This is a genomic window from Dongshaea marina (assembly GCF_003072645.1).
Classification (GTDB): Bacteria; Pseudomonadota; Gammaproteobacteria; order Enterobacterales; family Aeromonadaceae; genus Dongshaea; species Dongshaea marina.
This window is the reverse complement of the sequence record NZ_CP028897.1, coordinates 3,467,174-3,492,916: the sequence shown is the minus strand read 5'-3', so window position 1 is coordinate 3,492,916 and position 25,743 is coordinate 3,467,174. Positions and strand designations below refer to the sequence as shown.

The 25,743-nt window shown below is 52.1% G+C and carries 25 protein-coding genes and 1 tRNA gene; 16 read left to right on the top strand and 10 right to left on the bottom strand.

Annotated elements, in window-relative coordinates; all coding sequences use genetic code 11:
* The first annotated feature begins 47 nt into the window (after nt 1-47).
* From DB847_RS16390 to DB847_RS16380, 3 genes are all read left to right on the top strand, one after another.
* Nucleotides 48-350 carry a superoxide dismutase gene (locus DB847_RS16390; protein ID WP_159084682.1) on the top strand — a complete coding sequence of 101 codons (303 nt, stop codon included), beginning with the start codon at nt 48-50 and terminating at the stop codon, nt 348-350.
* A 332-nt stretch (nt 351-682) separates the two neighbouring features.
* Nucleotides 683-1,072: a hypothetical protein gene (locus DB847_RS16385; protein WP_108651665.1), complete on the top strand. Its 390-nt coding sequence runs from the start codon at nt 683-685 to the stop codon at nt 1,070-1,072.
* An 81-nt stretch (nt 1,073-1,153) separates the two neighbouring features.
* On the top strand, nt 1,154-1,561 hold the full coding sequence (locus tag DB847_RS16380) for a hypothetical protein (RefSeq protein WP_108651664.1): 408 nt from the start codon (nt 1,154-1,156) through the stop codon (nt 1,559-1,561).
* Between the two features lie 40 nt (nt 1,562-1,601).
* Here DB847_RS16380 and DB847_RS16375 read toward each other — a convergent pair whose 3' ends face one another.
* From DB847_RS16375 to DB847_RS16365, 3 genes are all read right to left on the bottom strand, one after another.
* Nucleotides 1,602-2,579: an ion channel gene (locus DB847_RS16375; RefSeq protein WP_108651663.1), complete on the bottom strand. Its 978-nt coding sequence runs from the start codon at nt 2,577-2,579 to the stop codon at nt 1,602-1,604.
* 73 nt (nt 2,580-2,652) lie between these two features.
* Nucleotides 2,653-3,042 (bottom strand): hypothetical protein, encoded by a 390-nt coding sequence (locus DB847_RS16370; RefSeq protein WP_108651662.1) that lies wholly within the window; start codon nt 3,040-3,042, stop codon nt 2,653-2,655.
* A gap of 35 nt (nt 3,043-3,077) precedes the next feature.
* Nucleotides 3,078-4,712, bottom strand: a complete 1,635-nt coding sequence (locus DB847_RS16365; RefSeq protein ID WP_108651661.1) for a response regulator — start codon at nt 4,710-4,712, stop codon at nt 3,078-3,080.
* 273 nt (nt 4,713-4,985) lie between these two features.
* On the opposite strand from DB847_RS16365, the gene ubiH reads away from it, so the two are divergent.
* The 6 genes from ubiH (at nt 4,986) to DB847_RS16335 (ending at nt 12,565) form a co-directional block, all read left to right on the top strand.
* Nucleotides 4,986-6,185 carry a 2-octaprenyl-6-methoxyphenyl hydroxylase gene (gene ubiH / locus DB847_RS16360; protein WP_159084681.1) on the top strand — a complete coding sequence of 400 codons (1,200 nt, stop codon included), beginning with the start codon at nt 4,986-4,988 and terminating at the stop codon, nt 6,183-6,185.
* 4 nt (nt 6,186-6,189) lie between these two features.
* Nucleotides 6,190-7,410: an FAD-dependent monooxygenase gene (locus tag DB847_RS16355; protein ID WP_108651659.1), complete on the top strand. Its 1,221-nt coding sequence runs from the start codon at nt 6,190-6,192 to the stop codon at nt 7,408-7,410.
* Between the two features lie 121 nt (nt 7,411-7,531).
* The gene (gcvT, locus tag DB847_RS16350) at nt 7,532-8,626 is read left to right on the top strand and encodes a glycine cleavage system aminomethyltransferase GcvT (RefSeq protein ID WP_108651658.1); all 1,095 of its coding nucleotides are present in this window, start codon (nt 7,532-7,534) and stop codon (nt 8,624-8,626) included.
* Between the two features lie 25 nt (nt 8,627-8,651).
* On the top strand, nt 8,652-9,041 hold the full coding sequence (gene gcvH / locus DB847_RS16345) for a glycine cleavage system protein GcvH (protein WP_108651657.1): 390 nt from the start codon (nt 8,652-8,654) through the stop codon (nt 9,039-9,041).
* A 96-nt stretch (nt 9,042-9,137) separates the two neighbouring features.
* Nucleotides 9,138-12,020, top strand: coding sequence for an aminomethyl-transferring glycine dehydrogenase (gene gcvP, locus DB847_RS16340; protein WP_108651656.1), 2,883 nt, complete (start codon nt 9,138-9,140; stop codon nt 12,018-12,020).
* Between the two features lie 311 nt (nt 12,021-12,331).
* Entirely contained in the window at nt 12,332-12,565 is a 234-nt protein-coding gene (locus DB847_RS16335) for a Flp family type IVb pilin (protein ID WP_199911594.1), read from the top strand.
* A gap of 4 nt (nt 12,566-12,569) precedes the next feature.
* Here DB847_RS16335 and DB847_RS16330 read toward each other — a convergent pair whose 3' ends face one another.
* The 3 genes from DB847_RS16330 to DB847_RS16320 form a co-directional block, all read right to left on the bottom strand.
* On the bottom strand, nt 12,570-13,316 hold the full coding sequence (locus tag DB847_RS16330; RefSeq protein WP_108651655.1) for a substrate-binding periplasmic protein: 747 nt from the start codon (nt 13,314-13,316) through the stop codon (nt 12,570-12,572).
* Nucleotides 13,317-13,416: 100 nt separating this feature from the next.
* Nucleotides 13,417-13,507: transfer RNA gene (locus DB847_RS16325), tRNA-Ser, on the bottom strand.
* A gap of 117 nt (nt 13,508-13,624) precedes the next feature.
* On the bottom strand, nt 13,625-14,158 hold the full coding sequence (locus DB847_RS16320; protein ID WP_159084680.1) for a GNAT family N-acetyltransferase: 534 nt from the start codon (nt 14,156-14,158) through the stop codon (nt 13,625-13,627).
* Nucleotides 14,159-14,263: 105 nt separating this feature from the next.
* On the opposite strand from DB847_RS16320, the gene DB847_RS16315 reads away from it, so the two are divergent.
* The 5 genes from DB847_RS16315 (at nt 14,264) to DB847_RS16295 (ending at nt 21,117) form a co-directional block, all read left to right on the top strand.
* A complete protein-coding gene (locus DB847_RS16315; RefSeq protein WP_108651653.1) occupies nt 14,264-16,510 on the top strand; it encodes an ABC transporter substrate-binding protein in 2,247 nt (748 codons plus the stop codon).
* A 270-nt stretch (nt 16,511-16,780) separates the two neighbouring features.
* A complete protein-coding gene (locus DB847_RS16310) occupies nt 16,781-17,239 on the top strand; it encodes a GNAT family N-acetyltransferase (RefSeq protein WP_108651652.1) in 459 nt (152 codons plus the stop codon).
* 212 nt (nt 17,240-17,451) lie between these two features.
* A complete protein-coding gene (locus DB847_RS16305; protein WP_108651651.1) occupies nt 17,452-18,030 on the top strand; it encodes a Crp/Fnr family transcriptional regulator in 579 nt (192 codons plus the stop codon).
* A gap of 187 nt (nt 18,031-18,217) precedes the next feature.
* Entirely contained in the window at nt 18,218-18,877 is a 660-nt protein-coding gene (locus DB847_RS16300) for a DedA family protein (RefSeq protein WP_108651650.1), read from the top strand.
* A 185-nt stretch (nt 18,878-19,062) separates the two neighbouring features.
* Entirely contained in the window at nt 19,063-21,117 is a 2,055-nt protein-coding gene (locus DB847_RS16295; RefSeq protein ID WP_108651649.1) for an ExeM/NucH family extracellular endonuclease, read from the top strand.
* 291 nt (nt 21,118-21,408) lie between these two features.
* Here the strand turns inward: DB847_RS16295 and DB847_RS16290 are convergent, their stop codons facing one another.
* The 4 genes from DB847_RS16290 to DB847_RS16275 all read right to left on the bottom strand — a co-directional run bounded on the left by DB847_RS16290 (nt 21,409) and on the right by DB847_RS16275 (nt 23,252).
* Complete coding sequence (locus DB847_RS16290; RefSeq protein WP_108651648.1) at nt 21,409-21,882, bottom strand: GNAT family N-acetyltransferase; 474 nt, start codon at nt 21,880-21,882, stop codon at nt 21,409-21,411.
* A 28-nt stretch (nt 21,883-21,910) separates the two neighbouring features.
* Nucleotides 21,911-22,255 (bottom strand): DUF4870 family protein, encoded by a 345-nt coding sequence (locus DB847_RS16285; RefSeq protein ID WP_108651647.1) that lies wholly within the window; start codon nt 22,253-22,255, stop codon nt 21,911-21,913.
* A gap of 75 nt (nt 22,256-22,330) precedes the next feature.
* The gene (locus DB847_RS16280) at nt 22,331-22,729 is read right to left on the bottom strand and encodes an NUDIX domain-containing protein (RefSeq protein WP_159084679.1); all 399 of its coding nucleotides are present in this window, start codon (nt 22,727-22,729) and stop codon (nt 22,331-22,333) included.
* A 13-nt stretch (nt 22,730-22,742) separates the two neighbouring features.
* On the bottom strand, nt 22,743-23,252 hold the full coding sequence (locus tag DB847_RS16275; protein ID WP_108651645.1) for a DUF523 domain-containing protein: 510 nt from the start codon (nt 23,250-23,252) through the stop codon (nt 22,743-22,745).
* A gap of 189 nt (nt 23,253-23,441) precedes the next feature.
* On the opposite strand from DB847_RS16275, the gene DB847_RS16270 reads away from it, so the two are divergent.
* Together DB847_RS16270 and DB847_RS16265 are read left to right on the top strand one after the other, a co-directional pair.
* Entirely contained in the window at nt 23,442-24,350 is a 909-nt protein-coding gene (locus DB847_RS16270) for a transporter substrate-binding domain-containing protein (protein ID WP_108651644.1), read from the top strand.
* A gap of 102 nt (nt 24,351-24,452) precedes the next feature.
* Nucleotides 24,453-25,709 carry a glycosyltransferase family 4 protein gene (locus DB847_RS16265; protein ID WP_108651643.1) on the top strand — a complete coding sequence of 419 codons (1,257 nt, stop codon included), beginning with the start codon at nt 24,453-24,455 and terminating at the stop codon, nt 25,707-25,709.
* Nucleotides 25,710-25,743: the final 34 nt, after the last annotated feature.

Genomic DNA, 25,743 nt, shown 5'->3' with positions numbered 1-25,743 from the left:
GATATATTACCCCTGAATGAGGCTCGAACAGACGAGAGGATAGCAAGATGCAAATACTGGCGATAAGTAAGACCAATGAAGGCACAACACCTGATAAGGTAAGGCCCCTGATGGAGGCCGAGGTCAAGCATACCCTTGAATCCTACCTGGAGGGAAGCATCCGTAATTTCTGGTTCAAAGTGGGAACCCGTGGTGTTGTATTCATGTTGGAGTGTGCAAACGAAGAGGAAGCACAGGCTAAGTTGGGAGAGCTTCCATTAGTGAAAGCCGGGTTTCTTGATTTCGACCTCATTTCACTTCAGCCCCTGACGCCTCTGGGTACATTGATTGGTTTAGAGATGGCCCCTTGAGGTCTATATCAGTGATGCGTGAAAGAGCCTGGGGCGACATACTCGCCCCAGGCTCTTTCACATCTCGTCTTGGAAATTTTATCTTCAGTTATTTCTCTGCCATAAGCCATAAGCCATAAGGCACTCTTTGAGGCTATTGCCCAATATCCGAGGCTTAATCTGCTCTCTTCCCTTCACCCGGAAAGTTTATTCTGTCTTCTCTCACCGATAAACCGGGAATTGTGATTATCGACAAACCCGTATGCCGCAGCTCATGGACTCATGGCTAAAGCTGGTTAAGATGAACTTGGATGTCTCTTCATCATTTCGTCAATCACCTAAGGTATAGGAACATGAGGCAACAATATCATTTCAGGCAATCCAGTCAGGGGCTATTAGCCTGGGATGTTTTTCGTTTAATTGAACTCTCCCGCTCCCTTGAGATCATTGAAATTCCCATTAGTGAGATTCAGGAGCTTGATGAGCCTTTTTGGTATGAGTTGGGCGGGGCTTCACCCACCTGTCGGAGCCTGTTGGAGCACCTAAGGCTGATTGAAGGTGCCGATCTCAGTTACCCGATCATCTTATGCCACCGGGGGCGGGTGATGGATGGGATGCATCGGGTGTGTAAGGCCCTCTCAATGGAGCGTTCTCATATCCATGCAGTTCGGTTTAAAACCTATATAGAGCCAGATTATATCGGTGTCATTCCCGAAGAGCTGGCATACGATGCTATAGATTAACGGCTTTGTATCACGAGGAGTGGGGAAAGGTCTTGCGACCTATAATTGAGGTGTAGACCGATTAAATCTTCAGGGGGGCTGATGTCAGTCACCGGCAACAAAGAGCATGGTTCTTTTTTCATTGAGGAGATCTTTCCCCGGGTCGTCCTGGGCCGCCTTAACGGTGCCTGGAATCTTGATATGGCACAAAGGGCCTGTGACGACGTGATTGCTCTTGCCGAAAAGCTAAAGGATAAGCCGTGGGCCGTGATTACGGATATGCGGCATTGGGAGCTGGCTCCTCAAGAGGTTTTCAAGGCTTTTGAAGCAACCCAGGCCCAGTTGATGACTAAGAATCTCAGGGTTCATGCGATTATTCCCAGTAATAAGATTCAGGAGAGCATGGTTCAGCGCAGTCAGAACGTCCAGAGCATGCTAAATCAGGTGTTTCTCGATTACGATGAAGCCGTGAACTGGTGTCTGAGGCAGTTAGAGATGATTGAAGAGTGAGCCTGACCATCCTGGAGCCGGTTTCACGCAACCCTGTCCTTTAACGGGTCATTTTCTTCACAAATACCACCACGAACAGGGCGATGGTGAAACTGCCGGTAAAGGCTTCAATGGCTGCAACCATCCGAGAGCTACCGATGGGGATAAAATCACCATAGCCCAGGGTAGTGAAGGTCACCACACTGTAGTAGAGGCACTCGCTGAAAAATAGCATATTAGCCCAAACACCCTTGGATAGGTCAAAACGAGCAGCCTGGCCATCGTAGACGATGCCCGCATAGAAATAGAACAGGGCACAGGTGAAAATCAGCAGCATAGAGAAGAGGATCACCCGAATCGGCTCTTCACCGTAGCCACACAGGAGATCGACCAGTTTGGAGAGCATCCGGCGCACACTAAATAGCGGGAGCTGCATGCGGCGCATAGTGAGCTCTTTGCGGGTAAATAATCCGGTCATCCCCACGATTCCCTCATAGTCAGCAGCCTTGCGAAGGGAGCGGTAGATCTCCTCTGCCTGCTGATAGCAGTCGAGCTCCAGGGCATGATCGTGCTCTTTATGGGCTGTTTTCGCCATCTTCTCCTGCAGGAGCTTGGGGCCGATCTTGATATTATCTATTTTGGCATCATGCAGGCGGATCCCCAGAAGATTGGCTTCCTTGATACTGGCACAGTGAATATTCGCCTCGCGTAGATCAGCCTTCATCAGGCTGGAGCGATCCAGCTTAACCTTGAAAAGGTGGGCGCCCTGTAGGTTCGCCCGATAGAGATCGGCGCCGGTCAGATCGTACCCAAGTTTTGAGCCATCCCGGACCAGATAGACCCCCTGGAGATTGGCTCGGGCCAGGCGGATCCCCCTGAGAAGCCCTCCGGATTTTGCATATTCCTCAAGCTTCTTGGGGATATCTTTGCCATCCTTGACGATACTGCCATCGTGCCAGTAACAATAGCCGCTGTCTCCGGCCTCATTGTGACAGCGGTGGCCCGAAACTTCATGATACTGGCAGTACTTGGGAGTCATAACCCTCTCCTGAAGATGGCAATATGCTATCTGTGATTCCTGTTTTTAGCATAGCTAGTTCTGACTGCTTGCCCTACTTTGCACCCAGATAGAGCACAAAAAGGATGAACAGGATGAACAGGATTGACAGAAACAGCCAGGAGGGCGCCTTGAGCAGGTGGTGGCTATCCAGGTAGCTATCGGTACGCCTGTGCCCATCATCTGCCCTGAAAAGGCGTAACAGCTTTGAGATGATCAGCAGTAGATAGAGCCAGCATACGGCGGAAATAAAGCCGGGAAGTAACCCCTGATAACTGGCTTCTGACAAAGAGACCAGCTGCGCAAACTTGGGGAGTTGCTCCATGATAATTTTAATGAACCAATCTCCCGGATAGAAGTAAAGCCACAGGCTCCAGGCCCAGATATCTGAACCACTGAACTGGCCATCCTGGTTCATGTCAATCACAAACTTCCATGTCCGCATTGTTCACTCCCAGCCAATCCCTATGAATTTGGATGCTACTTGAGCTCCTGGAATTCATCGTTGAGCTGTTCAAAGCGCTGTTGGTGAGCTTCTCCCAGGGGGAGCCCCTCTAACAGGCCTAACGCATTACGGCATTCGGTTCTGAACTCTCCGCTGGTTTTTTTCTTGTCGCTTTTAATGATGTGTATCAGAGCCTGAATTTTATTGAGAACCGCACTGGTGTTGGCGGGCAGCTTTTTCAGCGCTCCACGAAAACACTCCAGGGCCTGCAGATAATCCCCGGATTGATAAGCCTGGATACCCTCCCGGTTGAGTTGGTTATACTGCTCCTGCTTTTTCGAGAGCTGATCACCCTCTTTGACTATATCCAGGGTTGCACTGGTCAGAGAGTCAACACCGTCCCGACCTTTGAGGTGCTCACTCAGGGTCTGGGCATATTCAAATTCACCCAGTTGCAGCAGGCCATGGATGGTACTACTAATCAGCGCCGGGTCGCTTTCACTCAGCTCCTTAAGGCAGGATTCAGAGGCCTTATACAGCTTTTTTTTACCCTGCATCAGATCGCCACGGGCGATCTGTACCCTGGCGTGGCAGATATCCTCAAAGTGGTCAAAATCAAAATCTGGATCCCGAATAAGTTCACGCTTTGCTTTGAATAACACGGTATTGACCTGTTTACTGAGATTGGCGATGTGGTATGGATCACCACTGTGTTGCGCAAACAGGATCAGGCTTCCGATGTAATTATCCAGGTATTGAGGGTTTTGTTTCAGGGAGTGACGGGACAGATCCAGCACATTACTCAAAGACTCTTTGAGCAATCCGTAATCATTATTGCGCATCGCAATCTTGGCCGTCATTTTCTGCAGGTTGATTGACTGAGGGGAGAGCTCGGTGGCCTGGGCTAGGATCTTCAGCGCCCGATCACCCTCCTGGCGTTGATCGTAGCACTGTGCCAGCCAGTGATAGGCTTCGACCTGAAGCGGGTTTTTACGCACCACGCTTCGCAGCAAAGGCTCGGCATCATCAAAGCGTTCAACCTGAACATAGGCTCTGCCCAGCATGATCTTGGCCCAGGTCACCGGGGTTTTTTCGATCAGTGGCTCCAGATCATCGATCGCCTTCTGAGGCTCTTTAAGCTTGAGGTGGATTTCGGCTCGCAGGCATCGGCAAAAGCCGGCATATCTGGGGTTGTCCTGAATGTGCTGATCACAGAGGTCGACCACCTTGGGGTAGTCCTGTTTCTGCAGATAGAAAAACAGATCATGCAGGGTACGCTTTTTCTCCACACTGCGTTGTAAGCGCAATAAAAACTGATTCTGAGAGAAGGGCTTCATCAGGTAATCATCGGGCTCCATCTCCAGAGCACTGAGCACCATGGCACGGCTGTTATCTCCGGTGATGATAAAAAACAGGCTGCTGGTGGGGATCAGATCATTTTGCCTGAGCTCATCGAGAAGCTGCCGGCCGTTACGTCCGGTGCCCAGGTTGTAGTCGACCAGAAAGATATCGAACTTCTTATTTTTGCAGATCTTTAAAGCTTCTTCGGCGTTATCCGCCAGAGTGATATCACTCAGGCCGATATTCTGTAGCATCGCTTTCATCATTACCTGAAAGGCGCGCTGATCATCGACCAGTAGCAATTTTTTACCATCAAAAAAGCTTCCCATAAGTCTTCCATGAGCCTGTGGTTGTTATTGATGGATAACCCCTGCTGTCATCACATCACTTTAATTATTAGAGATCCTGAGAAAGACGCCAGAGTAAATGGCTAAAATTGGCCCGATTGGGACTTACACTGGTGAATTGTTCGTCGATGCAGCCAGACAGAAAGGGCATTGCTGCCAGCGCCATTATTTTCCTGAAAATTTATGATAGAGTCTTTGGCTAGTCAGAGGCTGCTCCAGCGGGCCTTTCCGAGCGTATTCAACAGTTGCGACACGATGACAAAACCTTTTGATCTGGTAATTATTGGTGGTGCCATGACAGGGGCCACCCTGGCTTGTGCCCTGAGCACAGAGCTGGCTCGAGCGGGCAGCGTGATGAAGATCGCTGTCATCGACTCTCATGCGCCACAACCCGAGGAGCATCCCGGATTTGATGGCCGCAGTGTTGCTTTTGCGGCGGGTACCTGCCAGCGACTCGATCATTATGGGATCTGGCCTGAGCTGGCTGCCAAGGCTTACCCCATTCGCTCGATCCATGTCACTGATCTGGGGCATGCCGGACGGGTACTTCTTGAAAGCTCAGAGCATCACTGTGATGCCTTTGGTCAGGTGCTGCAGCTACACCAAGCCGGAGCAGTCTTTAACCGGGCCCTTCAGAGCAGTGGCTGTGAGCTTTTGATCCCGCGCCGGGTCATGCAGATCGAGCGGGAGGCCGAGAGGGTGACTCTTCACCTTGATAATGGGGAGCGGATCCAGACCCGGTTGCTGGTACTGGCCGATGGCGGCCGCTCACCATTACGTGACCAACTGAAAATTCCGTTGCGGCGTATCGATTATGGGCAGTACGGACTCACTGCAGTGGTCGAGGCCAGTGCGCCTGTTGCCGGCCGCGCCTTTGAGCGCTTTACCCCGGAGGGTCCACTTGCCCTGCTGCCACTGGATGATAGCCATTTTGGTGTGGTCTGGTCTGTGGGTAAAGAGCTCAGGGAAACCCTGGCCGGGCTCGATGATCGGGCATTTCTGAGCAGGCTTCAGCAGAGCTTTGGGTTTCGCCTCGGACGACTACGGCTAAAGGTGCGCCAAAGCAGCTACCCGCTACAAATCCAGCTGGCGGATTATCCCCTGAGCCATCGTGTCCTGCTGCTGGGTAATGCTGCTCACAGCCTGCACCCGGTTGCCGGACAGGGGTTTAACCTAACGATGCGCGATATCGATGCACTGACAGAGGTGCTGGTCGATGCTCATAACCGCGGTGAGGACCCGGGTGCTTTTTCCGTATTGAATCGCTATTGGCAGCAACGCAAGAGCGATGTTGAGCAAACCTCAAGACTCACCAGCTCTTTGGTTGCCTGTTTCTCTAATCACTATTGGCCTCTGGTGTGTGGCCGGACTCTGGGGATGAAGGGGATGGCGCTACTTCCATCGCTCCAGCGCTCCCTGGTTCGACGCACCATGGGGATCACACAAGATAGATAACAAGATGCAAGTTTTTGATGTGGTAATTATCGGGGGAGGCATGGTTGGCCTGACCCTGGCGGGAGCTCTCAGGGGGCAGGGGTTATCTATCTGTGTCCTCGAATCTTCATCTATGCCTCAAAGTCCGGCCGGTGCCCCAAAGACCCGGGTCAGTGCCCTGAGCCTGGCCAGTCAGTCGATACTGCAGCGAATTGGTGCCTGGCAGCATCTGGATAGCTCGCGGATCCAGTCCTATCACTCGATGAAGGTGTGGGAGAAGGATAGCTTTGGCAAGATTGAGTTTGATACCCGTGGACAGCTTGGTGATGAGCTCGGAGCGATCGTTGAAAATTCGGCCCTGCAGTATGCTCTGTGGCAGAGCCTTGGGGGCGCCTCGGATGTTAGCCTGATGACCGGGCAACAGTTGCAAAAGCTGTCGGTAGGTGAGGGAGGAGCCTTTATCCTGACCGAACAGGGCGAGCCAATCATGGGACGCTTGGTGGTTGCGGCCGACGGGGCTCACTCCAAGGTGCGCAAGACTCTGGATCTGCCCCTGACCCAGTGGGATTATGGTCATCATGCCCTGGTGGCGACGATTCGCTGTGAGCGTCCCCACCAACAGCAGGCCCGGCAGATCTTCTCCGATCAGCAGATCCTGGCCTTTTTACCACTGTGGGAAGAGGATCTCTGCTCCATCGTTTGGTCGATGCCGCCTGAGATGGCTGAGGAGCTCAAGAGCTGTGATGAGGCGACTTTCAATAAACGCCTGAGCCAGACCTTTAATATGGAGTTGGGGCTCTGTCAGCTTGAGGGAGAGCGACATTCTCACCCCCTGACCATGCGCTATGCCCGTTCTTTTGCCGGTGAGCGCTTTGCCCTGGTGGGAGATGCGGCCCATACCATCCACCCACTGGCGGGCCAGGGGGTCAATCTTGGTCTGCTGGATGCAGCCTCTCTGGCCGAGGTATTGCTTGGCTCATCTTCTGAGGGGGAGGCTTTTGGCAGTTATCGGCAACTGCGTCCCTATGAGCGCTGGCGAAAAGCGGAAGCGATGAAGATGATCGCCCTGATGGAAAGTTTTAAGCACCTGTTTTCAGGAGCAAACCCCCTTAAAAAACTAATCCGAGATATAGGGATGAGCGCGACTAACCGGATGGGCTTTGTTAAAGAAAACCTCATCCGAAGGGCATGTGGCCTGGAGGGAGACCTCCCTGAGATCGCCAGACCCCGGGCTGAAACCAAATAAATTTAGATTAAATATGTTACAGGTTGTTTCTTAAATGTTGGCGCGCCGGTATAATCGGGCGGCGCTGCTGACCCAACCCGATGCAGGGTCGGCCCCTAGCAAAGGAGCACTAAGGATTTCTATGAGCAGAAAAACAGCCCTTTATGATAAACACCTGGAAGCTGGCGCCAAGATGGTGGACTTCCATGGTTGGGAGATGCCGATCAACTATGGCTCTCAGCTGGAAGAGCACCATGCGGTGCGTCGCGATGCCGGTATGTTTGATGTCTCTCATATGACGGTCGTGGATCTACAGGGCGAAAAAAGCCAGGCGATGCTGCGCTACCTACTGGCCAATGATGTCGCCAAGCTCAAAACCCCCGGAAAGGCTCTTTATAGTTGCATGCTTAACCCTCAGGGTGGGGTAATCGATGATCTGATCGTCTATTATCTGGCGGATGATCACTATCGGATGGTGGTTAACTCTGCAACCCGTGAAAAAGATCTGGCATGGATCGATCAGCAAGCCACTGCCTTTGGCATTGAGCTGATCGAACGCACTGAGCTTGCGATGATCGCGGTGCAGGGGCCGAACGCGGTCGCTAAGGTTGGGGCTGTTCTGGGCGAAGATCGTCAGCAGCAGCTTGAGGGGATGAAGCCTTTCTTTGGGCGTCAGCTGGGCGATCTCTTTATCGCCAGCACAGGTTATACCGGTGAAAAAGGCTATGAGATCCTGGTGCCGGAATCACAGATTACTGAGCTGTGGCAGGCATTGCTGGATGCGGGGGTAGCCCCCTGTGGCCTGGGAGCCCGTGATACCCTGCGTCTTGAAGCCGGGATGAACCTGTATGGTCAGGATATGGATGAGCAGACCTCGCCGCTGGCGGCAAATTTGGGCTGGACCATAGCCTGGGAGCCCGAGGATCGTGATTTTATCGGCCGAGAAGCCCTGCTGAGCTACAAAGAGGGGCAGGATACAGATAAAATGGTCGGCCTTATCATGGAAAGTAAGGGTGTATTACGTCCGGGCCAGGCCGTGGTGTTTGAAGCCGAGGGCCGTGAGCTGCGTGGCGTGATCACCAGTGGCAGTTTTTCTCCAACGCTGGGCTACAGCATTGCATTTGCACGCGTTCCCCGTCAGATCGGCGAGCAGGCCGAGGTTGAGATCCGAAATAAGCGTGTTGCGGTGCGTGTGGTTAAGGCCGCTTTCGTTCGCAATGGGCAGAGTATTTGCTAAAACGTCCCCAATAGAGGAACCCCCAATGAGTAATATTCCTTCCGAGTTGAAGTACACCACCTCACATGAGTGGATTCGTGTCGAGGAGAATGATGAAGTGGTATTGGGTATTACCGAGCATGCGCAGGAGCTGCTGGGTGATATGGTCTTTGTTGAGCTTCCTGAAGTGGGACGCGAGATTGATGCGGGTGAGGATTGTGCCGTTGCCGAGTCGGTCAAGGCGGCTTCCGATATCTATAGTCCCGTTGGTGGTGAGATCCTTGCGGTCAATGAGGATCTGGAAGATTCCCCCGAAAATGTAAACAGCGATCCTTTTGGTGACGGCTGGATCGTGCGGATCAAGCTGTCTGATCCTTCTGAGCTGGCAGAGCTGCTGGATGCTGAGGCCTACCAGGGCCTCCTTGAAGATGAGTAATTGAGCAACGCCCCGTAAGGGGCGTTACTTTTTGACCTTTGCCGATCGGATCTTTGTGATCTGAGACCTTTACCCCCAATGACAAAGGAACCCTGAATGAGGCTTTCCCTGGCTGAACTGGAACAAAATCAACAATTTATCGATCGTCATATCGGCCCTGATGCCGAACAGACCGCATCCATGTTAAACACCATCGGGGTTGACTCGATGGCTCAGTTGATTGAGCAAACCATTCCACCGACAATCATGAACGCCAAGCCTCTTGGTGTAGGTGCTCCTATGAGCGAGGCCAATGCCCTGTCTCGCTTGCGAAAGATTGCCAGTCAGAACGAACTGCGCAAGAACTATATTGGGTTGGGGTATTATGACACCCTGTTGCCCGGGGTGATCCAGCGTAATGTGCTGGAAAATCCGGGCTGGTATACCGCTTATACACCATATCAGCCGGAGATCGCCCAGGGGCGGCTCGAGGCGCTGTTAAACTTCCAGCAGATGTGTAGCGATCTGAGTGGAATGGAGCTGGCGAACGCTTCTATGCTGGATGAGGCGACGGCGGCGGCCGAAGCGATGGCGATGGCCAAGCGGGTGTCGAAAAATCGTAAGGCGAACACCTTTTTCGTTGCCGAGGATGTTCATCCGCAAACCATAGATGTGGTTCGTGAGCGTGCCAGTTATTTCGGGTTTGAACTGGTTGTGGCACCGGCGGCCGAGGTGGTGAATCACACCCTGTTTGGAGCCCTGTTCCAGTACCCCTCGACCACGGGTGAACTGCTGGATCTGCGTCCCTGGACCGAATCTTTGCATCAGCAAAAGGCGATCTCCTGTGTGGCGACGGATCTATTGTCTCTGACCCTGTTGACCCCTCCGGGTGAGATGGGAGCCGATATTGTGGTGGGAAGCAGCCAGCGTTTTGGGGTGCCCATGGGTTACGGTGGCCCCCATGCCGCCTTCTTTGCGACCCGGGAGTCTTTTAAGCGTGCGTTACCCGGAAGGGTTATCGGTGTCTCTCAGGATAGACACGGCAACAAGGCGTTGCGGATGGCCCTGCAGACCCGAGAGCAGCATATCCGTCGTGAAAAGGCTAACTCTAATATCTGTACCGCTCAGGTGTTACTGGCCAACATGGCCGCATTCTATGCGGTTTATCATGGACCTCAGGGGCTCAAGACCATAGCACAGCGAGTCCACCGCCTGACCGATATTCTGGCTAAGGGCCTGATGGACAGGGGATATCGCCTGAGCCACGATAGCTGGTTTGATACCATTACCCTGGAAACCAGTGAGCGGGGGGCGATTCTCAAGCGTGCCGAGATGCATAAGGTGAACCTGAGAATGGATCGCCCGGGTGAGATCGGGATCTCCTTGGATGAGACCACCTCGGTTGCCGATGTTGCTGAGCTGTTTGATGTGTTGCTGGGGAAGGAGCATGGGCTGGATGTCAGGGCCCTGGATCGGGAGCTGATCCAACACCCTTACCACTCGATTAAACCTGCTTTGCAGCGCAGCAGTGATTACCTGACCCACGAGGTGTTTAATCGCTACCACTCAGAAACCGAGATGCTGCGTTACCTGCATCGCCTGGAGCGCAAGGATCTGACCCTAAACTACGGCATGATCCCTCTGGGTTCCTGCACCATGAAGCTCAATGCAACCTCCGAGATGCTGCCGGTGAGCTGGCCCGAGTTTAGCCGGATGCATCCATTTGCTCCTCTGGAGCAGGCCAAAGGCTATTTGCAGCTGATCGATGAGCTGCGTGATGCCCTGGCCAAGGTCACCGGCTATGATTCGGTCTGCATGCAGCCAAACTCAGGTGCCTCGGGAGAGTACGCAGGCTTGCTGGCGATTCAGAAATACCATGCTTCGCGTGGTGAGGGAGAGCGTAACGTCTGTCTCATTCCAAGCTCCGCCCATGGTACCAATCCCGCCTCGGCTCAGATGGCGGGTCTCAAGGTCGTGGTGGTTGCCTGTGATAAAGAGGGCAACATCAGCCTGGATGATCTCACGGCCAAAGCTGAGCAGCATCAGGAGGAACTCTCCTGCGTGATGGTGACCTACCCATCCACCCACGGGGTGTATGAGGAAACAATTCAGGCGGTATGTGAGATCGTGCATCGCTGTGGTGGCCAGGTCTATCTGGATGGTGCCAATATGAATGCTCAGGTTGGTCTGACCAATCCGGGATATATAGGTGCCGATGTTTCTCACCTGAACCTGCATAAGACCTTTGCTATTCCTCACGGTGGCGGTGGTCCGGGCATGGGACCTATCGGGATCAAGTCTCACTTAGCGCCTTTTGTGGCGGGCCATAGCCTGGTCAAAGAGGGATTAGCCAGCGATGATAACGGAGCTGTCTCTGCGGCACCCTTTGGCTCAGCCAGTATCTTGCCAATCAGCTGGATGTACCTGGTGATGCTGGGGGATGAGGGCCTCAAGCGTTCTACCGAGGTGGCGATCCTCAATGCCAACTATGTTGCACATCGCTTGAAGGATGCCTATCCGGTCCTGTATACCGGCCGTCATCACAGGGTGGCTCATGAGTGCATCATCGATCTGCGGCCACTGAAGGAGCAGACCGGGATCACCGAGCTGGATATCGCCAAACGTCTGATGGATTACGGCTTCCATGCGCCGACCATGAGCTTCCCGGTTGCTGGTACTCTGATGATTGAGCCAACTGAGTCTGAATCTAAGTATGAGTTGGATCGATTCATCGAGGCGATGCTGTCGATTCGTGCCGAGATCGACAAGGTTGGGTGCGGCGAGTGGCCGGCTGAGGATAACCCCTTGGTCAATGCCCCCCACACTGAGCTGGATCTGATGCAGCCCGAGTGGGGTCATCCATATTCACGTGAAGAGGCGGCTTATCCGGCAGCTTGTGAGCGTGGCAATAAGTTCTGGCCAACCGTGGCCCGGGTGGATGATGTGTATGGCGATCGCCATCTGTTCTGCTCCTGTGTACCGGTAGAAGAGTACGCTTAATATATCCTGAAATCTCAGGTGTAAAAATCCGGCCCAGGTGGCCGGATTTTTATGGCCCAGGGTGAGCCTAGGGCTTTTTCAGCTGCGGTGGTGAGCACAAAAGTGAAAGCACTAAGCTGATTTACAAAGAGTATGAGGGTGACCTGTCGGTCATAAGTTATCCCGATCACAGAGGTTGAAAAATAAGATTGCCATTCTCAAATGGCTGAGGGAGCATGTAAGGACTCAGTTACATGAGCCTGGCTCATAAAATAACTGGGGGCAGCAAGGGAGCTGCAACGACAGACTGAAGAACTCAGGAGGAGTTTAAGATGGATCTTATCGCAATCGATTGCCGTAAGTTATATCGTGCCACTTCGAATTCTCTCATCACCTTTATCCGCAATGAACGAGGCAGTAATGCCATTGAATATGCCTTGATTGGCGTTGCTGTAGCCGGCCTTGAGAGCCATTTTTTTGGAAGTCATGGCCCGGTCATTGAAGCGATCGGCGGCTTATTTAATCACTTGGCCGATATTTTGAATCAGGCGGCGCAGATGCACTAATGTTTCACTGAACACCAAAGGAGCTCATCAGCTCTTTGAGGCGGCCGTTCGCGCGAATGGTCGCCAGCCCCTGACGGTAAACCTCAATGATCTCCTTGTGTTGAGGGTGCTCTTTACCGATCAAAACGAACATAGGTTCACTCTGAAAGGTGGTGGTATCCTGGCCAATTTCACGGGCGATGTTAAATGGCAGCAGGCTGAGAAAGTAGCTACAGACGATCACATCACAGGGAAACACATCGATTCGCTGGCGGTAGAGCTTCTTGAGGTTGGCGCTCTCATCTTTTCCATACTCAGAGTTTGTGGACTTTAAGAGTGGGGTAAATTCGGCGCCGTAGGAGTAGTTACGCAGGATACCTATTTTTGCCGACAGGAGCTGTGTTCGGTTTTGCCAGTGAAAGGGTTTGGCCTTATTAAAGAACAGGCGACGCTCGACCGAAAGTCCCATCGGTATTGCACTGAAGCTCTGCTGCCTCTTGGGCGTCATCGCCCAGGGGAGGGTGATATCTATGGCTCCGGCCTGAACCAGCCGAATTGCCCGGGACCAGGAGGTATACTGGATCTTTAGGGATACACCCTGACTGGCGAAGGCTTCAGTTGCTATGGCGTTGGCGAGACCGCCTTTTTCCAATTTTACAGAGGTGTAGGGAGGCCATTCACCGCTGGCTACAGTAACCTGGGTTAAGGCTCGGGCCTGGGATAGCCTTACAGCAAGGGCGAAAACTAAAACCAGCGAGCGGAGATAGGCCATGGCGGTGAGCTTCAGTTGAGCTTTAACTCCATTATAGCTACCGCGCTGACTGAGAAAGGCAGATACAAAAAAGCCCGCTCGATGAGCGGGCTTAGAAATGTGGCGGAGAGATAGGGATTTGAACCCTAGAAGGGCTATTAACCCTTGCCGGTTTTCAAGACCGGTGCTTTCAACCACTCAGCCATCTCTCCGAAACGAGGCGCATCATACCGAGCGGTGAGGAGGCTGTAAAGGGGATTTTTTCTGTTTGGCTGAAACTTGCTCAGATTTGCGTTTGACTGGCTAATATCCCGGCAAACCCCAGGGTTTCAGGCTGGAACGGCTTGAGGTTTGACAAGCTCGTAGTATTCCATCGGCTCATCTGCCTCTCTTCCCGGGTAGGCTGCGGGTTGTAATCCTGCTTTTTGCATCACTCGTCCGGAGGCTGGGTTTCGCACCTTATGCCGACTATGGATCCGTGTGAGGCTTAATTTCTCAAATCCAAACTTGATGACAACCAGGGCCGCTTCGGTGCAATAGCCTTTTCCCCAGAAAGGAACACCAACCCAGTAGCCAAGCTCGGCTTCTCCCCCTTCAATATCGAACAGCGAAATCGCACCTATGATCTCTTCAGGCGTTTCCCTGAGGCACAGGGCATAGGCAGCCAGCCTCTTTTTTTTCCAGCCCGGCTGATGTGCAGAAATCCAGGTTTCGGCCATACCATCCAGGTAGGGGTGAGGGATGCTGCCACTGACGGAGGCGATTCGAATGTCTCCGGCATAAAGCTTAACTCGTGGAGCATCGGCCAAACAAAATGGCCGGAGTAGTAAGCGTGAGCTGGTCAGAGTTGGCTGTTCAATCATAGGCATTCCTTTCGCTTTTGGGTTGTCTTGGTTCGTTTTTTGAACTCCTGACTGTACTACACTTTACTGAGTGCAATCCAATCTTGCCGGATCAGGGATGCCATTATGTCAAAGCTCAGTCTGCTGTTACTTGTAACCCTTTTTTCCTGCCAGCATCTGTTTGCCCAAACTCTGGTGATCAGTGGTCAAAACCGGATGCCTTTTAGTGGGCGCAGTGGATCCTCTGTACCTGGCTACATGGTCGAGGTAACCCGTGCAATTTTTGAGAGCAAGGGTTACAAGGTGGAGTATCGCTCCATGCCCTGGAGAAGGGCTCTTCATCAGGTGGATAACGGCATAGCGGATGCGGTGTTGGGAGCCAACCGGGCGGAGGCCCGGGGAATGCTGCTCCCCGAGGAGAGCTTTGGATTTGTGGAAGATGTGTTCTATGTCAAAAAGGGCGAGCCCTGGCGCTTTGTTGGGCTCAACTCACTAAGTGGGATGCGCCTTGGGGTTGTGGGTGGCGTCGAGTATGGCCCTGAGATAGCAGATTACATCCGTAAGAATGAGGGGACTAAATATGTGCAGATCCTCTATGGAGAGGATGTTCCTGCCAGAAATCTCGATAAGCTCCTCTATGGACGGACGGATATCGTGGTGCTTCCCTCTCAGGTTGAGCGCTGGGTGCGGAAAACAAAAGAGATCCCACTCGGCGAGATTGTCAGCCGTGGCACCATAGGCCAGGAGAAAGATATTTTTATCGCCTTTGCCCAGGGTAAAAAAGACTCTGAACAATTGGCGAAGCTATTTAGTGATGGGATCCGAGAATTACGCCAGTCGGGAAAACTCAAAATTATCCTGGATCGATATGGACTTCAGGATTGGAAACCCCAGCTGAAAAAAGGCTCCAGCATGGAGTTTGTTTATGCAGAATCCGCAGAGCCGGTAACACTGGATCCGGCTGAGGCTTACGATCTACAGTCCGGGACTGTGATTAATCTTATTTTTGATGGCCTGGTGCGTTATCGGGATGATTCGACCGAGGTGGAGCCGGATCTTGCAAAATCCTGGGAGATCCGTAACAAGGGAACCGAGTGGATATTTCAGCTGCGCCAGGGGATCCGATTTCATGATGGCACGGCGCTGGATGCTGATGCTGTAGTCTTCAGTTTCCGTCGCCAGTTTGATAAAGCATTTCCTGAGTATACCCCGGATCTGGTGTATGCCGATTTTACCTTTAAGAATGTAAAAAGCGTTGTTGCCCTGGATAAGTACAGAGTAAAGATCACTCTGGACAACCCCTATGCTCCTTTCCTGGCGAATATGGCGATGGCGGCCGCCAAAATTATCAGCCCGTCTGCTTACAAGACAGAGGGGGTCTCTTTTAACAAGCACCCGGTGGGGACGGGGCCCTTTGTTTTTGAGCGCTGGCAACCGGGTAAAGAAATAGTGCTACGCAGCAACTTGGAGTATTGGCGGGGAAAATCCTACATAGATAAGTTGACCTATAAAGTGGTGCCGGGAAATCAGCTAATGAAAGAGTTTCTTTCCGGAAAGCTGGATGTGGTGGGTGGACTGCAGCCCGAAGAGGCGCTGGTTGTCGAGAATAATGCCACCACCAGTCTGCAGATGGGTAATGTGATGCATGTGAAGTACCTGGCGATGAATATGGAGCTGGAGCCTTTTAATAAGCTCAAGGTGCGCCAGGCGATCAATCATGCCATCGATAAAAAATTGATTATCAATGATGTGACTCAGGGCTTTGCGATCCCGGCTGTCAATCCTATGCCGCCCTCTATGTGGGGCTATAACCATGAGATCCAGGATTATGCTTATGATCCGGCGCGAGCCCGTGAGCTTCTTAAAGAGGCAGGCTATCCCGATGGATTTGAAACCAGCATCGCTTATCGGGGCCGGTTGGATAATGAGCGGTTAGGGGCCATCATCAAGCGCAATCTAGATCAGGTAGGGATCCGGGTGGAGTTAAAATCGATGACCCGGGAGGCTTATTTCCCCTGGGTTGATCAGGGCAAGCATCAGATGGCCTTCGGTCGCTGGTTTGGCGACAATGGAGACCCCGATAACTTCCTGTATGTACTGCTTGATTATGATAATGCGGTTAAAGGCAAGGCATCCAACTATGCGTTTTATCGCAGCGAGCCCCTGCATGAGCTGCTGCTGGCAGCTCAATCCAGCCAGAAGCGCCAGCAGCGGATCACTCTCTACCGGCAGGCTCAGAGCATCATCAACCAGGATGCACCCTGGGTACCTCTGTATCACAAGCAATACATTATCGCCAAAAGCGAGCAGGTCCATGGGGTGATCCCACACCCCACCGGCCTGGTGCGCTTCTACCGCGCCTGGGTGGAGTGATGGCCGGGGCTTAGGGTATGCCGAGTTGGCTTCCCGGGTAAATAGCAGACTCTATGGTGCTGCCATTGGGGGATGTTGAAGCTACTTGAGGTGCTGACAGGGGAGTGACTGACTCTCATCAAAGATAATTCCCTTAATCTTGCCCTATGAAAATGATAAATAGCCGTGTATGATTCAGAATTGGCCTAAGTGTAGAGGGATGGCTTGCCGCTGGTGAGCATCTCATAGTCGTTGAATGTTTTCTCAACTCATGCCTCTTAGGAAGTCACGATGAATAACTCCACAATTAAGATCCAGCAAGCGACCCTGGCTCAGCTTGATGATGTCGCTATCTTGTTTGATAAGTATCTCCAGTTCTATGAGCAGCCCGCGGATCTTGGGCTCTGTACTCAATACATTCGCCAGCGTATGGAAAATAGCGAGTCGGTAATCTTTTTAGCGACCAATGCTCAGGGCGAAGCCCTTGGGTTTACCCAGCTTTACCCTATGTTCTGCTCAGTGGCTGCCCAGCGCTACTATGTTCTCTACGATCTTTACATCAATGAGCAGGCACGCAAGCAGGGAGTCGCCAGGGCCCTGATGGAGCAGGCCCAATTGTTTGCCAAGCAGGCAGGAGCCTACAAGCTGACGCTGGAAACCGCCATCGACAACCTGCCGGCGCAAAAGCTTTACGAGTCTATTGGCTATCAGAGAGATACCGAGTTTTACTCCTATGCCCTTGAGCTCTAGAAGCTGAAATAGTTTTTTAAGACTCATAGATTCATTTCAGAGCGTAACTACCAGGCAAGGTCGTTACGCTCTTTCACTACCCAGCCCTCCAATCCTACCCTGAGAGCACCTCAGGCATCCCAAGCACTATCGAGCTTGCGGATCAGCAACTTCGTGAAATAGCCCCGCTGTATTAGAATCAATTGAGTACAGATCTAACTGTGGGGCCGGATATGTCAGAGGTGCTTTGTGATTACCTCAAGGAGCTGGAAGCAAGCGACAGGGAGCTTGAAGAGGTAAGGCGATACGCCAGGGAAAAACGAATACCACCCAAAACCATCATCTTTAATCAGGGAGATCCCATTCAGGAGCATGTTCACTTCCTTGAACATGGGATCTGCCAGAGTATTTACCTCACCGATGATGGAAGGCAGTTTATCAAGGAATTCCACTGGGAGCATGAACTCCTGATAAGCTACGAGTCGCTACTCGATAAGGTTCCAACGCCCTGGCAGCTGCAGACCATAACAGATACGACCCTTGTCTCGATTCCCTACTCATTACTCAATGGCTGGATGGCGTCTGAGAGTCATATTTTTTTGAATATGCTCAGGTTACAGCTGATCCATAAAGAGCGAAAGGAGAGGTACCTTCTGACGAATACCCCGGAGAAGAGATATATCGATTTTCTGCAACGGTATCCAGAGCTTGAGCGTCAGCTCAACGATTATCAGGTATCTTTTTACCTTGGGATCACTCCGACCAGCTTGAGCCGGATTAAGAAAAGGCTAAAAGACAAAAAGGAGCCATAGAGAGTCGGTGGAGGTAGAATTTTGGGTGTTCACAATCACTGACATACGGGCAGGGGAGGCTTTTTTTGAGCAATCTGAACTTTTTACCCGCATAGGCGGTCTCACCCTTCATACGTTTAATTTTGTTGGTGGCTTAAACTAGGTTAACCTGTCCACCGTCAACTTTTGTCTGAGGATATAATCGACTGTGCTTGAGACCCTTCACTATCTGATCGATCTGGTGTTGCATCTGAATCAGCATCTGGGGGAGTTGGTAAACCAGCTGGGACCCTGGAGCTATGTGATGCTGTTTACCATCATCTTCTGTGAGACCGGGCTGGTGGTGACCCCCTTTCTGCCGGGTGACTCACTGCTGTTTGCAGCAGGCTCCATCGCTGCGATCCCATCGGCGGGCCTGAATGTGCACCTGCTGGTGTGGTTACTGGTTGGCGCCGCTCTCATCGGGGATAATTGCAACTACTGGCTGGGACGTTTGCTGGGGGATCGTTTTTTCAAGCCAGACGCCAGGGTACTCAAGACCGCCTATCTGGATAAGACCCATAACTTCTATGAGAAGTATGGCGGCAAGACCATTATCATCGCCCGCTTTGTGCCAATTGTGCGAACCTTTGCGCCCTTTGTTGCCGGTATGGGCAGCATGAGCTACCGGCGATTTTTGAGCTTTAGCGTATTTGGTGCCCTGTTGTGGGTCTTCTCCATCTCCTATCTTGGCTACTACTTTGGTAACTTGCATGTGGTGCAAAGTAACTTCGGCCTGGTGATCCTGGCGATCATCTTTGTTTCGATTCTGCCAGCATTGATAGAGATCTTCCGGGCACGTTTGGCTGCTCGTGCCAGCGCCGGGTAACCCGGAGAGTCGGATCTATCAGATTGAAAATGGCGCCTTCGGGCGCTTTTTTGTAAGGGCGAAAAAACACCAGAGTGTGAACTGGCCTTGGTTTTATGTGTGGGAATGTGCTCATCGTCACTTGTCGTTTTTTGTACAGATGCAATACTTCGCTTTCGAACAAAAAACAATAAAAGGGACTGTTAATGCTAGGTTCTCGAATATTACTTCCAATTGCTGCCGGTTTTGCCCTGGCCCCCTCTGTCGCTCTTGCGGATTTCAGCTGTCCTGTCGATGACGAGGCGTTTACGCCGATCCCGGTGATCCAGGGCAGTGGGGATAAAAGCCCGTTAGCAACAATTCCCACCAAGAGTGGTTTTATCAGCCCGGATCCCGTAGTGGTGAAGGCGACCGTCAGTGGTGTGGGGGAGAGTCTCAACAAGGGCTTTTATCTGCTGGATACCCAGGGGGATCAAAACCCCCAAACCTCAGATGGGATCTTTGTTTACCTCAAGGATATCGCCAGCAAATACCCGGGGATCAAACCCGGTGCTACCGTCTGTCTTCAGGCAAAGGTCGAGGAGTTTTACGGGGGAACCCAGCTTAAACTTGATTACCCTGAGCCAAAATTGACGGTTCTGTCCCAGGGGGAAGCTCCGGCCCCCAGGCTCCTGAGGGTGAGTGAGGGGGAAGACCTGCACCATGCCCTGAGTCGCTACGAGGGGATGCCGGTTATCCTGGACAGAGCCAGTGAGCTCAAGGTGACCCGTAACTTCAGCTTTGACTATGCTGGCTATCGCAATAACCTGGTGCTCTCCTACCGTGCTCCGCTTCTTAAGCCAACCCAGTTGTATCCGGCTCTTTCAAAAGAGGCTAAGGCGCAGCAGCAAGCCAATACCCTCAATCAGCTGGTGGTGGAGTCCGATTATAAGGCCAAGTCTGGGGTTCTGCCCTGGCTTCCCGGCTGGGATGCGGCGCAAGGGTATATTCGCATCGGTGATACCCCATCAAACCTGAAGGGGATGGTCGCTTATAAGTACGATCAGTATCGATTGATTGTCCCACAGGAGGTGACGATCGGTACAGGTGATCTTCTGCGCACCCCTGAGAACGATCGCCAGAGCGCTCCGGAGCGAGCTCCGGGCTCAGATCTAAGAATTGGTAGTTTTAATGTTCTCAATTTCTTTACCAGCAACCCTGAGATCGGCGGGGCTCTGAATATCAGCTGTAACGGCAGCTACAGTGATAGCTGTAACCGGGGCGCTAAGAGCCTGGAAGATTTCCAGATGCAGCGAGCCAAGATAGTCTCGGCCATTACCCAGATGGATGCAGATTTGCTGGGGCTGATGGAGGTCGAAAATAATGGCTTTGGTGAGGATTCTGCGATCTCAAATCTGGTGACAGCGCTTAACGAGCAACAGAAGGATTCATCCAGGCACTATGCATTTGTTAAGCTCTCAGGCAAGCGCCTGACCGAGGGTAAATACTTCGGAACCGATGCCATCATGGTCGGTATCTTGTATCGCCCGGCTCTGCTCAAGCCCAAAGGAAAAGCCGGGGTGATCAGGATGCCAAATCAGCAATACACCAATCAGGCGGGTGAGGCAGCGAGTGCATATCAGCGCGACTCTTTGCGTCAGACTTTCAGGGTCAAAGGGACTCACAAGCCGCTGACTTTGATTGTTAATCATCTTAAGTCGAAGGGATCCGGGTGTATGGAAGATGATCTGGGTAAGGTGGACGATCTTCAGGGGAGCTGCAACGAATTCCGGGTGAGTGCGGCGAAAGTTCTCGGCAAGAAGGCCGCCAAGATCCCGGGGTTGGTGATGCTGGTGGGGGACTTTAACTCTTATGCCAAAGAGGATCCGATTCGGGTATTGACCGATTACCGGCCGGCTCTGAGTGATCGCAAAATAGTTTCAGCTTCAAACACCTTTATTGGTGACAGAGTTTATGAAACCCAGGGCAGTGAGGTGAGCCGAAACTATGGCTTCATCGATATGAATGTCAGGTTTAACGCTAATGAGGCGATCTCCTATGGCTATAGTGGAGAGCTAGGGACCCTGGATTATGCACTGGCTAACCGGGCCATGGCCCGCAGAGTTGTTCAGGTGGCCGATTGGCATATCAACTCCTATGAGAGCGATCTATTCGAATATGGCAGTAAATATACCGGGGATCTGCAAAAGTATGAGAATCCCTATAGCGCCTCGGATCATGATCCTGTCATCGTTGACCTGAAATTAAAGCGACTCCACTAAGTGGGGCTGGTGAATGGGTAAACTAAGATGGCGCTTCAGGCGCCATCTTAGGTTGAAAGCATGGAACTTTGGGTTATGTCTCAGATCCGTTGCTCATACAAAGGTGTACTGATTTCAAGGTCACCAACCTTCTGCCGCAGGGATGCGGAAGCAGAGGTTCCATGGAAGGATACACACCCTGTTGGTGAGACATGAAATCAGACATCAACAACAGATGTGAAACACTACCGAACTTTGATAGTCGAGCTGGGCTGCGCGAGCGAGTGTTATGGATAACCCGAGGTGACGAGATCAAGTGGTTGAGTCAGCCTGTGCAATAGTCCGCGAGAAGGGGAGCGCCTGAGTTAATATTTTTTCCATTAAAAAAAGCTGTCCCTCACGTTTTATCTTGGCAAAGCCATGCCTCTGGTAGAGCCTCAGGGCTGGATTATCCTGAAATACCCTAAGTTTCAGGCTCAGATAGCCTCTACTGAGGCATTGCTTCTGAGCCCAATCCAGTGCCTGAGTCCCGGCGCCCATCCCTTGCCAGGATGGAGCAATTTGAAGATCCCTTAGGTGGCAGGCGGTTTCACTAAAGCTCAGGCGAACCATACCAATGGGCTGACGCTGGTGACTGATCTGGTAATTCTCAAACTCTTGCCAGCTTTGACGGAAGATCTGTGGGTCCCACAGGTGGCCATGTCTTCGGTAGTAAGCCTGCATATTGCTGTGGGTTAAGGACTCAGCAAACTCCAGATCGGTGGCGGGGTGGATCTCAATTTCCATATTAAGCTCCCTGTTGTTTTCCTATCGGCTATTGATACATGGGATTGCCATCATTGAGGGCTAACCAACCGCGCACGATGCGGTAAATGACCCAGATACCATTGACCAGCAGGATCAGGTAACCAATTAAAAAGAAGGATCCTATGCTTCCCAGGATCAGCCACAGCAAGCTGAACCAAAAGGTTCGTATCTGCCAGCGGAAGTGGGACTGTGCGAGGGTACCTCGTACATCTTCACGCTTGATGTAGTTGATGATGATTGCAACGATAAAGGTTAAGCCATTAAGAAAGGCCAGCGCCTGCAGGGCGTAGACGACCGTGGTGATGGTCCGGGCCGAACGCTCTCGATCCGGGGTTGCAAAATCCTGATCCATAGTATGCTCCTTATCAATACTCATCTTAGGGTGGCAAAAGTTCATTCCGGGGGCAACTCTTAGTGGCGCTATCCTTCAGGGAGAGGGCTCAGATCTGGGGAGCGAGCCAAGGATCCCTTCCCGACAAAAGGGAACCATAGATTCAGGAAGTGCGTCGAGAGGGTACCAGCTGAGTTGACGACACAGAGCGGGCTCTTTGTTTTGCACTTCACCGTGCCAGCGATGACAGCAGTAGATATAGCTGATACGCCCTGCATCAGCCTCAGTAATTACCTGGGGGCCTTCGAGTGTCTCAGGAGTGATCCCAAGTTCTTCTTCAAGCTCCCGAAATGCTGCTGCACAGGGAGATTCGCCAGCTTCTACCCTCCCACCGGGAAGCCCCCACAGCTCTGCGAAGCTTTCGGTATTTTGGCGCAGGCCCAGTAAGACCTTGTGATCCTGGATCAAGATGATCGCGGTAAGAATGACATCCATGATAGTGTTTTGCTTATCCTTGATGGGTTGTGCTGTCTTTGGCTGAAAGCAGTTGCTGGAGTTGATCCAGCTGGTATTGATTAAAGACTCGCACACCATGTTTTATGAGTAATGCAGTTGTGACACCTGAACCCGGTACTTTGTTTCCACAAAATGATCCGTCATAGATGGTTCCAGAACCACAGGAGGGGCTGTTTTCAGTGAGAATGGCAAAGCGGATCCCATACTGCTGGCATAATGCCAGCGCCATAAGGGCGCCCTGGATAAAGGCCTGAGTGTAATCATCATGCTCCCGGGTAATGATCCGGTCCTGCTGGTCGAGTACCCCTGAGCCTCCACCAACACCCGAAATTTCACAGGGTGGGCGGGGGATGGGTAAACCAGCCGCGACTTCGGGACAGCAGGGGATAAGCCGCTGTTGTTGCCTAAGCTGCTTGATCAGAGGGTGCGACAGCTGTTTATCACCGCCGTCATAGCGAACTTTATCGCCCATAAGGCAGGCGCTGATCAGAATTTTTTCCATTAGTACTCCTTGCCGAGGTGCTATTGTCGCAAGATTCCCCGGGCAAGGGTAGCCCCGCAACTGTGTCATGGCTTCGTTAATCCGCCCCTTAGTTTGAAAAAACGCAGGACTCGACGCATTCTTTGGTAGGAGCTGCTTTTTTCCCGGATGTGGTTTGGGAAGAGGCAGGGGGGTGAGAGGAAGTGATGCATGCGGTATTTTAGAGCGTTTTGGATCCTGCTGGTTTCTGCCTGCTTCATCTCAGGCTCGATGGGGGTTAAGGCTCATCACCCTAAGGTTGTGGATGAGGAGCACGAAATCTACTGGCCCTACCTGGACTCACCCCCTCTGTACCATTACCTGGGAAAGGACGATCTGCGTGGCTTTGGTTTTGATATCGTGCGGATGCTGGGCAAGGAGCTCAAAGGCTATCACAATACATTTGTGCAGACCTCCCCGGATCGCCTGTTTATCGGGATCAAGGAGCGTTTGAATTACTGCATGTACGGGGTGTATAAGACCCCTGAGCGTGAAGAGTTCATGTATTTTTCGCTGCCGGCACGCATTACACCACCTTCGGCTCTGGTGATCCGAAAAACAGATCTTGCAAAGTTTGGCCAGGGAAAACCTCTGTCCCTTCAGGAGTTACTTAAGGATCAAAAGCTGCGTTTTGTCTATTTGAATGGCGTAATCTACTCAGCCTATGCCAATGGGCTGATCGAGGATTATCGCAACGACTCGAACCTGTACCCGCTTAACTATCATGGTTCGAGCCTGCGGCCTCTGGAGATGCTGTTGCGCAAGCGGGCAGATTATACACTCTCCACCCCATCGATGCTGTATGAGGCGGATAAGCAGGAGCTGGCGGATAAGATAGCCTATATCCCGAGGCTTAAAGATTATGAATACCAGGTCGGATACGTGGTGTGCCCTAAAAATGAGTGGGGCAGGCAACTTATCGATAAGATCAACCATATCCTCTATCTGAAAGTTTCCAAAGGGCAGTATTTTGAATACTTCAAAGCCCTGATGCCCGCCAATAATCAGGCTGAGCTGAAAGAACAGTACCAGAAGCTTATCGCCGAGCCGGTTGTGAACAGTAGGCTCAAAGCGCAATAAGGTTTGGCTTGTTATTTTGCGACTCTGGCCACGGGATTCAGGCTGAGAGTTTTGAGATAACCCGCTACAATAAGCCATCACTCATCCTGATAGAGTAATCAAGTGCGTATTTTACATCTGCTGGCCCAACGGCCGGGACGAACCGGTAGCGGCGTTTTTTTGACCGAGCTCTTAAGAGCGGGAGCGACCCGTGGGTATCAACAGGCGGTGCTGGCCGGGATCCCATCATCCCAGACACACTCTGAAATCGATATCCTGGATGAGCAGAATTTTTTCCCCGTCTACTTTGAGAGTGAGGCGTTGCCCTTTCCCGTGGTTGGGATGAGTGATGTGATGCCCTATCCCAGCACCCGCTACCGGGATCTGGGGGAGGGACAGTACCAGCAATATCGCCGCGCCTTTAGCCTGGGATTGCAGCAGGCGGTTGAACAGTTTCAACCCGATCTGATTGTCAGTCATCACTTGTGGCTTCTCACTGCACTGGCCAAGGAGCTATTTCCTGAAATACCAGTATTGGGACAGTGTCATGGCACCTGCCTGCGCCAGGCTGAACTGACCCCACGTTTCATTCCCTATGTCCGCCAGCACCTACAGCAGTGTGAACAGTTGTTTGCCCTGAATCCGGTGCAAAGAGAGCGGATCATTGAGCTATTTGAGGTTGCTCCTGAACGGGTGCATGTTTGTGGCAGTGGTTATGATCCCCTGCAATTTTATCCTTCAACTGAGCCTCGCCAAGCATTGGATAAACTAAGGGCTGTCTATATCGGTAAGCTGAGTCAGGCCAAAGGGGTCCCCTCGCTGCTAAAAGCCCTGGAGGCCTCAAGTCTTGATCCTGAAACATTCGAGTTAACCCTGATTGGCAATGGCACCGGGGTTGAGGGAGAGGGGATTAAACAGAGCTTTAATCAGATGCGCCATACCCCCAATTATTTGGGGGTGGTTGAGCAATCTGTATTGGTCAAGACGCTACAGCAGGCCGACATTTTTATCCTGCCCTCGTTTTATGAAGGGCTGCCGCTGGTGGTTGTGGAGGCGCTGGCCTGTGGGGCCCGGGTTGTGGTGACCGAGTTGCCGGGACTCAGGGACTATCTGGGAGAGCAAGCCACCGAACAGGGACTGGTGAGTTTTGTTCCTCTGCCTGAGATGGATGGGGTCGATACCCCCAAAGCGGATGCTCTTCCCGGATTCGAGTTTGAGCTGGCCCGGGCGATAGAGAAGATGGTCGCTGTGCATCAAGCCAGGGGGCGGCCTGGTGCGGATCAACTTGAGCTTCTGCTCGAAGACAAGAGCTGGCAGGGGTTGTGGCAAAGGATGGAGAGCTACTTTCCTGAAGTTGCCCTCCCCGAGAGAGCGCCTTAAGTCCTTTTTGAGTCTCATTGCGGAGTCCTGACAA

Bases quoted from the DNA above. Each gene is read 5' to 3' on its own strand.
- DB847_RS16390 (WP_159084682.1), top strand. From the start codon at position 48: ATGCAAATACTGGCGATAAGTAAGACCAATGAAGGCACAACACCTGAT.
- DB847_RS16385 (WP_108651665.1), top strand. From the start codon at position 683: ATGAGGCAACAATATCATTTCAGGCAATCCAGTCAGGGGCTATTAGCC.
- DB847_RS16380 (WP_108651664.1), top strand. From the start codon at position 1,154: ATGTCAGTCACCGGCAACAAAGAGCATGGTTCTTTTTTCATTGAGGAG.
- DB847_RS16375 (WP_108651663.1), bottom strand. From the start codon at position 2,579: ATGACTCCCAAGTACTGCCAGTATCATGAAGTTTCGGGCCACCGCTGT.
- DB847_RS16370 (WP_108651662.1), bottom strand. From the start codon at position 3,042: ATGCGGACATGGAAGTTTGTGATTGACATGAACCAGGATGGCCAGTTC.
- DB847_RS16365 (WP_108651661.1), bottom strand. From the start codon at position 4,712: ATGGGAAGCTTTTTTGATGGTAAAAAATTGCTACTGGTCGATGATCAG.
- ubiH (WP_159084681.1), top strand. From the start codon at position 4,986: ATGACAAAACCTTTTGATCTGGTAATTATTGGTGGTGCCATGACAGGG.
- DB847_RS16355 (WP_108651659.1), top strand. From the start codon at position 6,190: ATGCAAGTTTTTGATGTGGTAATTATCGGGGGAGGCATGGTTGGCCTG.
- gcvT (WP_108651658.1), top strand. From the start codon at position 7,532: ATGAGCAGAAAAACAGCCCTTTATGATAAACACCTGGAAGCTGGCGCC.
- gcvH (WP_108651657.1), top strand. From the start codon at position 8,652: ATGAGTAATATTCCTTCCGAGTTGAAGTACACCACCTCACATGAGTGG.
- gcvP (WP_108651656.1), top strand. From the start codon at position 9,138: ATGAGGCTTTCCCTGGCTGAACTGGAACAAAATCAACAATTTATCGAT.
- DB847_RS16335 (WP_199911594.1), top strand. From the start codon at position 12,332: ATGGATCTTATCGCAATCGATTGCCGTAAGTTATATCGTGCCACTTCG.
- DB847_RS16330 (WP_108651655.1), bottom strand. From the start codon at position 13,316: ATGGCCTATCTCCGCTCGCTGGTTTTAGTTTTCGCCCTTGCTGTAAGG.
- DB847_RS16320 (WP_159084680.1), bottom strand. From the start codon at position 14,158: ATGATTGAACAGCCAACTCTGACCAGCTCACGCTTACTACTCCGGCCA.
- DB847_RS16315 (WP_108651653.1), top strand. From the start codon at position 14,264: ATGTCAAAGCTCAGTCTGCTGTTACTTGTAACCCTTTTTTCCTGCCAG.
- DB847_RS16310 (WP_108651652.1), top strand. From the start codon at position 16,781: ATGAATAACTCCACAATTAAGATCCAGCAAGCGACCCTGGCTCAGCTT.
- DB847_RS16305 (WP_108651651.1), top strand. From the start codon at position 17,452: ATGTCAGAGGTGCTTTGTGATTACCTCAAGGAGCTGGAAGCAAGCGAC.
- DB847_RS16295 (WP_108651649.1), top strand. From the start codon at position 19,063: ATGCTAGGTTCTCGAATATTACTTCCAATTGCTGCCGGTTTTGCCCTG.
- DB847_RS16290 (WP_108651648.1), bottom strand. From the start codon at position 21,882: ATGGAAATTGAGATCCACCCCGCCACCGATCTGGAGTTTGCTGAGTCC.
- DB847_RS16285 (WP_108651647.1), bottom strand. From the start codon at position 22,255: ATGGATCAGGATTTTGCAACCCCGGATCGAGAGCGTTCGGCCCGGACC.
- DB847_RS16280 (WP_159084679.1), bottom strand. From the start codon at position 22,729: ATGGATGTCATTCTTACCGCGATCATCTTGATCCAGGATCACAAGGTC.
- DB847_RS16275 (WP_108651645.1), bottom strand. From the start codon at position 23,252: ATGGAAAAAATTCTGATCAGCGCCTGCCTTATGGGCGATAAAGTTCGC.
- DB847_RS16270 (WP_108651644.1), top strand. From the start codon at position 23,442: ATGCGGTATTTTAGAGCGTTTTGGATCCTGCTGGTTTCTGCCTGCTTC.